At 39.6% G+C, this 11,986-nt stretch carries 10 protein-coding genes and 2 pseudogenes; 1 reads left to right on the forward strand and 11 read right to left on the reverse strand.

The genetic code is table 11. The features are described from left to right. Nucleotides 1-598: 598 nt before the first annotated feature. Nucleotides 599-979, reverse strand: coding sequence for a DUF2513 domain-containing protein (locus SK642_RS08090; RefSeq protein ID WP_033684325.1), 381 nt, complete (start codon nucleotides 977-979; stop codon nucleotides 599-601). 67 nt (nucleotides 980-1,046) lie between these two features. Between SK642_RS08090 and SK642_RS08095 the strand changes: the two are divergent. Beyond that, nucleotides 1,047-1,709, forward strand: a pseudogene (locus SK642_RS08095) (tyrosine-type recombinase/integrase); the annotation flags it as partial. A 110-nt stretch (nucleotides 1,710-1,819) separates the two neighbouring features. On the opposite strand, the gene rpsI reads toward SK642_RS08095, so the two are convergent. From rpsI to SK642_RS08140, 10 genes and pseudogenes are all read right to left on the reverse strand, one after another. Next, nucleotides 1,820-2,212, reverse strand: coding sequence for a 30S ribosomal protein S9 (gene rpsI, locus SK642_RS08100; protein ID WP_000075964.1), 393 nt, complete (start codon nucleotides 2,210-2,212; stop codon nucleotides 1,820-1,822). 18 nt (nucleotides 2,213-2,230) lie between these two features. After that, entirely contained in the window at nucleotides 2,231-2,677 is a 447-nt protein-coding gene (rplM, locus tag SK642_RS08105) for a 50S ribosomal protein L13 (RefSeq protein ID WP_001044624.1), read from the reverse strand. A gap of 215 nt (nucleotides 2,678-2,892) precedes the next feature. Further along, the gene (locus SK642_RS08110; protein ID WP_033684326.1) at nucleotides 2,893-4,092 is read right to left on the reverse strand and encodes an ABC transporter permease; all 1,200 of its coding nucleotides are present in this window, start codon (nucleotides 4,090-4,092) and stop codon (nucleotides 2,893-2,895) included. Beyond that, the gene (locus SK642_RS08115) at nucleotides 4,089-4,982 is read right to left on the reverse strand and encodes an ABC transporter ATP-binding protein (protein ID WP_033684327.1); all 894 of its coding nucleotides are present in this window, start codon (nucleotides 4,980-4,982) and stop codon (nucleotides 4,089-4,091) included. The genes SK642_RS08110 and SK642_RS08115 overlap by 4 nt, the downstream gene beginning before the upstream one ends. Nucleotides 4,983-5,217: 235 nt before the next feature. Beyond that, complete coding sequence (gene pheT / locus SK642_RS08120) at nucleotides 5,218-7,623, reverse strand: phenylalanine--tRNA ligase subunit beta (protein WP_033684328.1); 2,406 nt, start codon at nucleotides 7,621-7,623, stop codon at nucleotides 5,218-5,220. Between the two features lie 108 nt (nucleotides 7,624-7,731). Next, complete coding sequence (gene pheS, locus SK642_RS08125) at nucleotides 7,732-8,778, reverse strand: phenylalanine--tRNA ligase subunit alpha (RefSeq protein WP_033684497.1); 1,047 nt, start codon at nucleotides 8,776-8,778, stop codon at nucleotides 7,732-7,734. A 308-nt stretch (nucleotides 8,779-9,086) separates the two neighbouring features. After that, complete coding sequence (locus SK642_RS08130) at nucleotides 9,087-9,506, reverse strand: hypothetical protein (RefSeq protein WP_033684329.1); 420 nt, start codon at nucleotides 9,504-9,506, stop codon at nucleotides 9,087-9,089. Between the two features lie 27 nt (nucleotides 9,507-9,533). Further along, nucleotides 9,534-9,662 (reverse strand): annotated as a pseudogene (locus tag SK642_RS10620) (phosphatase PAP2 family protein); the annotation flags it as partial. Between the two features lie 26 nt (nucleotides 9,663-9,688). Beyond that, nucleotides 9,689-10,909, reverse strand: a complete 1,221-nt coding sequence (locus SK642_RS08135) for an MFS transporter (RefSeq protein ID WP_033684330.1) — start codon at nucleotides 10,907-10,909, stop codon at nucleotides 9,689-9,691. A gap of 199 nt (nucleotides 10,910-11,108) precedes the next feature. Then, nucleotides 11,109-11,981, reverse strand: a complete 873-nt coding sequence (locus tag SK642_RS08140) for a helix-turn-helix domain-containing protein (protein ID WP_033684331.1) — start codon at nucleotides 11,979-11,981, stop codon at nucleotides 11,109-11,111. Between the last annotated feature and the right edge of the window lie 5 nt (nucleotides 11,982-11,986).

The following is an 11,986-nucleotide window of genomic DNA, read 5'->3' on the forward strand; positions in this document are numbered from 1 at the left end:
TGTACGGTAATTTTTATATATATATGGAAATGTTAACCACATCTATCACAGACTTCATCTTTTTCTAGTTCATAATATGTATCCCATCCTGAACCTTTTTCCAAGGTACGACTTGAAAAAGCATACATTTTTGGAGAAGGAAACACGCTTTCACAAGAGCATGTATCGGTCATATTTTATTTAACTCTAGAAATATTCATTCGTCTAATAATAAATATATCATATTTCACAATAAATGAGTACTATCAAAGATACATTTTCTTTCAGATCCCCCTTTTCACTTGATCACTTATTGTTGCTTAGATTTATCAAGAACAATCAGATTTGTATCAATTTCAAGTATCACCTAGTTACAAAAATTTGGGGTGAACAGAAAAAGCATCCTGTATTTTTGATACGAAATGCATTCAATAAATGTAAATAAGTTTTAACGTTTACTAAATTGTGATGCTTTACGAGCTTTTTTCAAGCCTGGTTTGACACGGTTTGATTTCAAGTAATCTATAAATAGCTTTACATCAAAATTTAGCAGACTTGTACTGCTTTTTTATTTCAAAAAAATTGAATAAGTTTGTTTGAAATAGGAAATTTATCATCCCTATAAAGAGCCATCTAAATATTTACTTAGCCGATCATTTATAAAGCTGGTTGCTACACTTTTAATTACTTCCAAAGTCATAGGTAGAGCATTTTCTTTGATATTATTCTTAGTCCTATTCCACATACTGTTTTCTCTTATTTTATCTAGAAAATCATGCCCCTCCCAAGTCAAAGCACCAACACTAAAAAAATAGATTTCATCACTAGCATACGTTGGTTTATAACTTTTTATTAAACCCGCTTCAAACAACAAGTCGCAATGGTATGCTATTGTTTCTACATCATATCCGTCAATTTGTAAATTAATCAACCCAGTTGATCTATACTCATCCTCAATTTTAAAAAGTATCAAACGGCATAAATCCATATCTCTCTTCATCTTAATAACCTCTACACAGTGACATATATTCATAGTGTACAACTTATTAATAGAAGGGTCAAGTGGCAAAGAGTCAAAGAGAGAGGAAGATTTATATCTAACTCACGAACAACTACAAGAATGGTTCTCAGCATTTCAAAAAGATTTAGATAATGATAAAATAACCCTTAAAGATTATGTCCTATTTTATCTCACTTTTTTCTTAGGAGATAGGAAATCCGAAAGCTATGCTTTGCAATGGAAACACATTAACATCAAGAAACAGGAAATTCAATTGGTTCAAGCCTTAGATAAATATAAAAATGTAAAATCTACAAAAGGGAACAAGAAAACAACTTTTCAAATCCCTATTGAACTAACTGAATTGCTCCAATCTTGGAAAAAGCAACAAAAAACTGAGCTGGCAAAATTTGGTATTATTCAATCTGATGAACAATATGTCTTTACTTATATCGATATGAAGGGTAACGTTAATAGCCCTCTACACTCTGATTATCTTAATAATAAAATGAAATCTGTCAAACACCGTCATAAGGAACTGGCACACGCTACACCTCACAAATTACGCCATACAGGCGCAACTCTAGCTAAACAAGCAGGAACTTCACTTGAAGCTATTTCAGAGGCACTTACGCATAGCGATACCCTTACAACAAAGACTTATGTCAATACTTCGAATGTTATTCCAATGGCTGTTGGAGAGATTGCCTATCGTAATCTTAAAAAGTAATGGTGTGAATTTGGTGTGAAAAGTGGTGTGAATTTTGCTAAAAATCATCAAAAAAACACCCCATGGTGTGAACCATGAAGCGCTTTGAAACGTTGATATAATCGTATTGATTAACGTTTTGAGAATTGTGATGCTTTACGAGCTTTCTTAAGACCTGGTTTCTTACGTTCAACTTTACGTGAGTCACGTGTAAGAAGTCCTGCGCGTTTCAATGAATCGCGGAAGTCTGGGTCTACTTGAAGAAGGGCACGAGCGATACCGTGACGGATAGCTCCTGATTGACCTGCGTATCCACCACCTACAACGTTAACGAAAACGTCGTATGAACCTGCAGTTGAAGTAACTGCGAATGGTTGGTTGATTACAAGACGAAGGTCAGCGTGTGGGATGTACTCTTCAACATCTTTTTTGTTAACAGTGATTTTACCAGTTCCTGGAACAAGGCGAACGCGTGCAACAGCGTTTTTACGACGTCCAGTACCTGCATATTGTGCTTGTGACATACTTTATTGTTCCTTTCCTTAGATAAGTCCTGAAATATCAAGAACTTCTGGTTGTTGTGCAGCGTGAGTGTGCTCAGCTCCAACAAATACTTTCAACTTCATACCTTGAGCGCGTCCAAGAGTATTGTGTGGAAGCATACCTTTAACTGATTTCTCAATCAAACGTACTGCATTTTTAGAACGAAGTTCACCTGCAGAGATTTGTTTCAATCCACCTGGGTGGTTTGAGTGAGTGTAGTAGATTTTATCAGTTGCTTTTTTACCAGTCAATTTAACTTTTTCAGCATTGATAACAATCACAAAGTCACCTGTATCAGTGTGTGGTGTAAATGTTGGTTTGTTTTTTCCGCGAAGTACGCTAGCAACTACTGCAGAAAGACGTCCAAGTGGTACATCAGTTGCGTCAACTACGTACCATTTACGTTCAACTTGGCCTGGTTTAGCCATAAATGTTGTTTTGTTCATGATTTCTCCTATATATAGTTCGATTTTTGTTTACGGTGATGGGTGTTCCTTCCCATCGAAAAGTATTTGGAAGGTTCCGGGGCCTTTCAAATGGGGTAAACAATACCGCCTACTATAATACCAAATTTCACCCCTAAAAGTCAATAGATATGAAAAATATTTTTCTGAATTCCACTCTTTTTATCTCTAAAAAACCTCGCTTTCGCGAGGCTCTTCTATTTATAAGATAAGGCACGTTTAAAGGTTTTCCAAGGACCTAAATCATCTGTTTGCAGAACGAGGCTAGCATACATACGTCCGATAAAGACTGTTGCCGTTACTGCAAAAGCAATCGTAATAGCAAGCGAAATCCAAGCTTCTAACCCATTTGCATAACCATTAATAGCTCTAAACGGCATGAAGAAAGTCGAAATAAAGGGAATATATGAACCAATCTTCAAGATGAGATTGTCACCAGCTGCACCTAGAGCTGTCACTCCAAAAAAACCACCTATAATCAAAATCATCAAAGGCGACAAGGCTTTTCCTGAATCCTCAGGACGAGAAACCATAGAACCTAGGAAGGCTGCTAAAACAACGTACATAAAGAGGCTAACCAAGACAAACAATAAGGTGTTGAGCGAGAAAGCCTCTCCTATATGGTTTAAAATACCAGATTGTGCCAAGATTGGTAGGTCTTTAAAGAGAAGAATGGCAGCAAGTCCACCCACGACGTAAATGCCAATATGGGTCAAAATAACAAGAAGCAGAGCCAGCATGCGAGCGTAGAAATAATGACTAGCTCGGATACTAGAGAAGACCACCTCCATAATTTTGGTTCCTTTCTCGCTAGCCACTTCCTGAGCAGTGACACTAGCATAGGTAATCAAAATCATATAAAGGAAGAAACCAAGCCCTGCGGCCGCAAAGGTTTGAATCATTTTTTTATTTTCCTTGGATTCATCAATTTTCTCCGTAAAGTTAACTGTTTGTTCCAAGCGTTTTTCCTGTTCTTGGGACAAATTAGCCGCCGAGCGATTGAGTTGGTATTGCAGTTCGTTGAGCTTATTGGTTACTGCTAGCTTGATGCCTGTTTCAAGAGAAGTTTCACCATGATAGACGGCCTTGAGGACGCTGTCCTCTTGGTCAATGGTTAGGTAACCCTTGATTTTCTCATCTTTGATAGCAGCTTGGGCACTGGCTTCATCCTGATAATCAAAGTTGATACCATTGGTACCCTTGAGCCCATCTTCCACAGATGGCACAGTTGTTACTACTGCTATCTTACTATTCTTGGCCATAGAAGACCCTTGGAGATAGCCAATTCCTACAGATAAGGCTAAAAAGAGGAACGGCGAAATCACCATAAAGAAGAAACTCCACGATTTGACATGTCGAAGATAGGTTTCTTTCATTACAACCCACATATTTCTCATACTTCCACCCCTGATTCTAGTTTAAAGATTTCATCGATTGTTGGCGCTTGCTGGTCAAAGGTTGCGATGTATTGCCCCTGAGTCAAGATTGGGAAGAGTTCCCTTCCAGCGCTCTCATCCTCCAATATCAATTTCCAACTGCCTTGTTTGGTCAAGCTCACCTGTTTGACATGAGGAAGATTTTCCAATTCTTCCTTGCTTCGTTCACTTGAAACAAAGAGACGCGTTTTCCCGTATTGGTTGCGAACATCCTGAACTGGTCCATGCAAGACCACACGGCCATCTCGAATCATGAGAATATCGTCACAAAGCTCCTCGACGTTGGTCATGACATGGTCAGAAAAGATAATGGTTGCTCCGCGCTCTTTTTCCTGAAAAATAACTTGCTTGAGCAATTCAGTATTAACTGGATCCAATCCACTGAAAGGCTCATCCAAAATAATCAAGTCTGGCTCATGAATCAGAGTAATAATGAGCTGAATCTTCTGCTGATTTCCTTTTGACAGACTCTTGATTTTATCAGTCAGCTTCCCTTTCACTTCCAACTTCTTCATCCATTGAGGGAGTTTTTCCTTGATTTCCTTAGCATCCATACCTTTTAGAGTCGCCAAGTAACGAACTTGTTCAAGGACTGTCAATTTAGGCATGAGACTGCGTTCTTCAGGCAGATAGCCAATCCGAGTGTAGGTCTCCTGACGAATATCCTGACCATCCAGACTAATTTCTCCTTGATATTCTAAAAACTTCAAAATACTGTGGAAAATCGTTGTCTTCCCAGCACCATTTTTCCCGACTAATCCCAAAATACGACCTGGTCGCGCTTGAAAGTCAATACCAAACAAAACTTGCTTAGGTCCAAAACTTTTCTCTAGACTTCTTACTTCTAGCATCTTTCACCTCCGAAATGTCTTGCACTCATTATACTCCTTTTTGATAGCATTTACAATGATTTCTGTCCATTTTTATCATCCTCATTTTAGTAAAAAATCTTAGGGTGCTTTGAGTTATGAGTACATTATACACTGGTAAACTCCAATTTATCTTCTCTGTTCCTCAACTGTCTATTTTTGATCCTGAATTGTTATTTGAAAAGCAAAAATCCACCCCGAAGGATGGATTGATAAGTTAACGCACTTCTGCATTGACTTTTTCTTCAAGAGACGCTTGGATTTTTTCCATGTAGCGTGCGACTTCTTCATCCGTTAAGCTATCTTCTGGATTTTGGAAAGTCAAGCTATAAGCCATTGACTTCATACCAAGTCCCAATTTTTCACCTGAGAAGACGTCAAAGAGTTTGATATCTGTCAAACGTTTCACGCCTGCAGCTTGGATAGCGTCTACAACTTCTTGATGAGTGACTTCTGCCTTGAGGAGTAGAGCCACGTCACGGCTGACTGCTGGGAATTTGGTGATTTCCACAAATGGATTAGCAGGTTGAAGCGCAGTTTCGATAGCTGAAAGGTTGAGCTCAGCTACATACGTTTCTGGAATATCGTAAGCCTTAGCAGTGACTGGGTGTACTTGACCAAGGAAACCAAGAACTTGATCACCGAGTGAAATCATAGCTGTACGACCTGGGTGAAGGCTAGCGATTTCAGATGTTGCCGTATAGGTTACTTGGAGTCCCAAACGAGCAAAGAGGGCTTCAAGGATTCCCTTAGCATAGAAGAAATCAACTGGAACTGCTACTGTTTGGAAATCTTTTTCAGCAACCAAGCCTGTCAAGGCAAAGGCAAAGCTGTTGATCTCATTTGGAAGTTCTTCTTTTGGATTGCCAGTTTGTTCAAAGACTTTTCCAATCTCATAAAGGGCCAAGTTTTTATTCTTACGAGCCACGTTGTAAGCAACTGTATCTAGGATACCTGAGATCATATTTTGACGGAGGACAGAACGATCCACGGTCATTGGCCACATGAGTTCAGTAAGGTTACTTGGTTGAGCTGTGAACTCTACTGCTTTTTCAGGAGTTGTTAGAGCATAGGTGATGATTTCTGTCAAACCTGCTCCTTCAGCAATGGTACGAACTTGACGGCGGAGTTTTTGTGTCGCAGTCAATTCACCAGCTGTACCGTCATCTTTTGGAAGGCTGGTTGGCAAGCGGTCATAACCATAGATACGAGCGATTTCTTCAAAGAGGTCTGCCTCGATTGTGATATCCCAACGGCGACGTGGGACGCTGACTGTAAAGCTGTCTGCATTTCCAGAAAGACCAAAGCCAAGACGACGGAAGACATCTTCGACATCAGCATAAGAAAGATCAGTTCCGAGGACACGGTTAACATCAGCAAGAGTTGAAGAAACTTCCACATCAGAGGTATCAAGCTCACCCGCTGAAACGATACCTTTACGCACCGTCGCACCTGCAAGTTCTGCAATCATGCTAGCCGCAGCTTCAAGGGCTTCGTTAACAGTTGCCACATTGATACCTTTTTCAAAGCGAGAAGACGATTCTGAACGAAGGTTCAGGCGACCACTTGTCTTACGGATAGATTTGCCATTGAAAACAGCAGCTTCAAGGACAACACGACTAGATTTTTCAGAGATTTCTGTTGCTTGACCACCCATAACACCTGCAAGAGCTACTGGCTTGTCTGCGACAGTGATAACTAAGTCATTCACGTCCAAGTCACGTTCTTCCCCATCTAGAGTCACTATTTTTTCACCAGCACGCGCTTCACGTACACGGATGTCACTCCCTTCAAAGGTATCCAAGTCAAAGGCATGCATTGGTTGACCAAAGTAGAGAAGGATGTAGTTTGTCACGTCCACTACGTTATTGATGGGACGGATTCCTTCGTTCATGAGAAGGTTTTGCAACCATTGTGGACTTGGTGCGATAGTAACATTGTCCAAGATACGAGCGGCATAGTAAGGCGCCTTGTCTGTCTCAATGCTGACAGAAAGGGCATCTGCTGCAGCTTGGTCAGTTTCTGAAAGAGTAAATTCTTTAAAGTTGACTGCCTTATCATAGATGGCTGCAACTTCGTGAGCTACTCCACGCATAGAAAGGGCATCCGCACGGTTTGGTGTGATAGAAAGTTCGATGATTTCATCATCCAAGTCTAGATATGAGAAGACTTCCTCACCTGGAACGGCATTTTCTGGCAAGATTTGGATGCCATCTGCGAATTCCTTTGGTACAACTGAGTCAGAAATGCCCAATTCACCAAGTGAACAAATCATACCAAGTGACTCCAGACCGCGGATTTTCCCTTTTTTGATCTTGTAGTTGTCAGCGATGCGAGCTCCTGGAAGAGCCACCATAACCTTGATACCAGCACGCACATTTGGGGCACCACAAACGATTTGACGAGCTTCTTCTTCGCCAACGTTAACCTGACAAACATGGAGGTGAGTTTCTGGCACATCTTCACAAGCCAAGACCTCACCGACGACAATTTTCGAGAGACCAGCAGCTGGTGATTCCACACCTTCGACCTCGATCCCTGTAGTTGACATTTTTTCAGCCAACTCTTGTGATGGCACATCAATGTCCACCAATTCTTTTAACCATTTATAAGATACAAGCATAATTCTGATTGTAAGATCTCACCAAGTGGGACCTTTTCAATTCCTTTCTTTTTCTTCGAGTCAGCCCTTACCATTTACCTGACTAGGACTGTATTACATGTTTCAATCTTATTTAAACTGTTCTGAGAAGCGGACATCTCCTTGGTAGAAGCCACGGATATCGTTGATTCCGTAACGGAGCATAGCTACGCGCTCTTGACCAAGACCAAAGGCAAAGCCAGAGTAAACAGTCGCATCGATACCACTCATTTCAAGGACACGTGGGTGAACCATACCAGCACCCATAATTTCGATCCAACCTGTTTTCTTACATACGTTACAGCCTTCTCCACCACACTTGAAGCAAGAAACATCCACCTCAACAGACGGCTCTGTGAATGGGAAATAAGATGGACGCAGACGGATATGACGCTCTTCACCAAACATTTTTTGGACAATCAATTGAAGGGTTCCTTGAAGGTCTGCCATAGAGATATTTTTCCCAACAACCAAACCTTCGATTTGGTGGAATTGGTGACTGTGGGTCGCATCATCCGTATCACGACGGAACACACGCCCTGGTGAGATCATTTTCAAAGGACCTTTAGAAAAATCATGAGCATCCATAGCACGCGCCTGAACTGGAGACGTGTGGGTACGGAGCAAGATTTCTTCTGTGATGTAGAAAGTGTCCTGCATGTCGCGAGCTGGATGGTCTTTCGGAAGGTTCATGCGCTCAAAGTTGTAGTAGTCTTGCTCCACTTCAAAACCATCCACGACTTGGTAACCCATACCGATGAAAATATCTTCGATTTCTTCACTGGTTTGTGTGAGAACATGACGGTGACCAGTCGCAACTGGGCGACCTGGAAGCGTCACATCGATACTCTCGCTAGCTAGTTGAGCTGCGACTTTCTTTTCTTCCAAGAGCTTAGCAGTTTCTTCAAAGGCTGCTGTCAAGACATCACGCGCTTCATTGACGTGCTTCCCGATAATCGGACGCATCTCAGCAGAGACATCTTTCATCCCTTTGAGGATTTCAGTAAGCGAACCCTTTTTACCAAGGACAGAGACACGCAATTCTTGCATCTCTTTTTCATTTTCAGCAGTAATCTGCTTCAAGCTAGCCAGCGTTTCTTCACGAAGCGCTTTTAATTGTTCTTCAATAGTTGACATAATTCCTCCATCAGTCTCTCGTAGATAAAAAGAAAACCACATGCCAAAAACTCCACTCGGAGCGTTGACACGCGGTACCATCCGTTTTCATCTGACAAGTCAGACCTTCATTTCTAAATCCATGCGCAAGTGAATTCGCCCAGCTTTCATATAGAGAGCTTGCAGTCACGGCTCTCCTCCCTGTCATACTTCCCTTGAGTTACTAGTCTTGCAGATTTCTATTCAATTACTACTTAGTTTATCAGATTTTTAGTTAAAAAACAAGTTCGATTAGACTAATTTCAATATAAAAAACCAGACGCAGTGTATTATCTATTTGTAAAATCTGTTTCATCTGCTTTCCTTTTCAATAAGAGAGTTGCTGCTTGATTAAAACCCTCACACCAGTTATACCATTTTGCTTCATACTTATCTTGAGATAAGATATGATTTTTTAAATCCAGAACAGAGTAAATCTTTCTTTCCTCACAAGCTTGCGCATAGAGATGATATAGTTCATCACCGCCGTCTCTATCAAACTCAGCAAAAATCGTATCTTGACCTGCCAATAAAGCCTGATAAGCCCTGTGATGCCCATCTGTAATCAACAAGCAATCTCCGAAGGCAAGAATACTGATTGGAGCAACATTGATTATTTCTGCCGACTGATAAAGTGTCTGGATGCCTTCTAGTTTCTTTTCTGATAAGTATAGTTGAGTTGGATGAAGATCTTTTATGTTGACTTTCATTTCTTTCTCCTCAAGCAAATTCAATACTCACTTCTGCTTGCCTTTAAATCGCCATTGGAAGCGAAGCTTGTCATAGAAGGGAAATTCGATAAACAGGACTCCCAAGCCCACACAGAAACTGGCAAGAACGTCTGATGGATAATGAACTCCCACCCAAAAAGAGACAGTAGTTCATACTACTATTACTCTATTTTCATTGCTTTCACAATTGCTAAGGCAGTCAATACAAAAATAAAAAGTGGAAGCACTGTGATTTTTAGGTTTGTAGCACTCGCTAAGGCAACGATGAGCATGCTAAGAATTCCTGGTACAACAACATTGAATACTCCAAGCACTGACTGGATGGTTCCCATGACTTCTTCTGGAACCATCGAGAATACAAGGTTGAAAATCCGAGGCCCCATCATTCCTACCGCAACTGCGCATAAGAAGACAACCACCAATAAAAGAAGGAAATGATTGGTCAACCAAGAAAAGAGAATACAGAGATGCATAATTTCTTCAAAGTAGACAATCATTTTTATGGGAATATTTTTTAGGATACCTCCACTCAAAAAACTTCCCACAATCGTTCCTGAAAAAATAACCACTGACAATGCTGCAATGGATTTCCCAGTATCAAAGAAGATAAATGGATGATGGATTAACATCAAAGTCGTTAAAGGGGTAATAATGCTTAAAATCACTTGGTTCATAGCTGCAATGAATATTAATTTGATGATGGCTGGAAAACTTGCCAATATCTTCATAGAATAGAGGAAATGCTCTCCAAAAGATTTTGCGGTTAATCTTTTACTAACCTCCATCTGTCCCTCAATATCTCTCAAAGAAGTACGAATAAACACCACACCCAACAGTGCAAAAAGAAAGGTCAAAGCATTCAAACCCACAAACATCTGAAGACTGATGACCCCAATCAAAACTCCCCCTGTAAGATTGCTGAGAATATTAACTACACCAGCAGTTGCCTGTCTAAACCCCATAGCATCTGTCATATCATCTCCGATAATCCTCACATACAAAGGAGAAATCATAGCACCTGCAAAATAACTCATGGTATCTGATAAAAGATTGATGCCACAAATAAGAAAAACCATCCCCATAGAAAAGTTCTTATCCGTTACAAACAGTGTCAATAGAGTATAAAGCAGAAACTTACTTGCCAATATAGCAATATATTTTGCAACACGATTTTTTTGAAAATCGGCAATAACGCCTGTGAACAACTGAGAAATCTGCGGCAAAGTCTCCGAAACTGTTATACAAAGAACAGCTAATGAAGCAAATTGATAGCCAGATACATAAGAAATAAAGGAAATATAAAACAGCGTATCACCAAATGACGAAACCCATTGATTAATCAGCAACATCCGATAATTTTTATTGGTCAGAAAAGTATTCATTGGATTGCCTCCTTCTTCAGCTCAAAAGGAAATTGAAATCCTAACAACGCCCAATATATCCCCAAAGTTCCAATACCAAAATCAAAAACTATTGATGATATTCTAACATATCAATTTTACTTTGTCAACAATTTTTATGGTGTTTTCTTATTTTTTTCGAAATATGAATTTAAGTTATCTAAAAATACAAATCTTTTTCTTAATCTTCACTTTCCAATAATTTCATTTCCTTCTCAATTTCTAGCATCATTCTCTGGTTCTCTTCGTGCTTGTAAAGCTGATAAGATACTTGATAAAAACCTAGTATCCTATCCCTTTCAGCAAATCCCACGCTTATATTTCCCAATAAACAATACAAATCTGCTAATCGATAACTACTATTATACCTTTTACAAATAGCTATTGTTTCTGTAATTTCTTCTATAGCTTCAGATGTTCGTTCATTCAACCACAAATATCTACAATAGTTATATCGGAATTTAATCATCAATTCTAACTGTTCCAAATGATGAACAGATAGTGACTGGAGGTTCTCTTTTAAAAGTTGATAGAGTTCCTGATATGTGTCTTCCTGCCCCATATCAAAATAAAAATTAGCCAAGGTATTTCCCAGTTGTAGATAGTAAAAATCAGATTTTTTCAGAGATAACAGTATTTTTTCCAGTTTAGCAACTGCCTCTGTTTGATGATTTAGATAACGGAATTGAACTAATGTATCAATCCAGTCCAAATAAATCTGGTCTTTAGCAGATAGACGAGCACGTTTAGATTTTTCCAGTTCATAGATATAATGGAGAGATTCATATTCCCTCTCATCCAAAAATTTCTTAGATAGTTCTTTAAACTTATCAATATTTTCTAAACTAGAAACCTCAGTATCTTCAAAGAAATAATCCATGCTCACCTTCAATCGCTTAGATAGTTGAAAGAGTAATTCTGACCCAGGTGAGTATTTACCTTGCTCCATACGGCTAATCTGCCCTTGCTCACAAATCCCCTCAGCTAATTCTTTTTGAGATAATTTTAATTCCTTTCTTTTATTTTTTAAGCGTGTCGCTAATAACATACCCACACTTT

This window comes from Streptococcus mitis (assembly GCF_000722705.1).
GTDB lineage: Bacteria > Bacillota > Bacilli > Lactobacillales > Streptococcaceae > Streptococcus > Streptococcus mitis_P.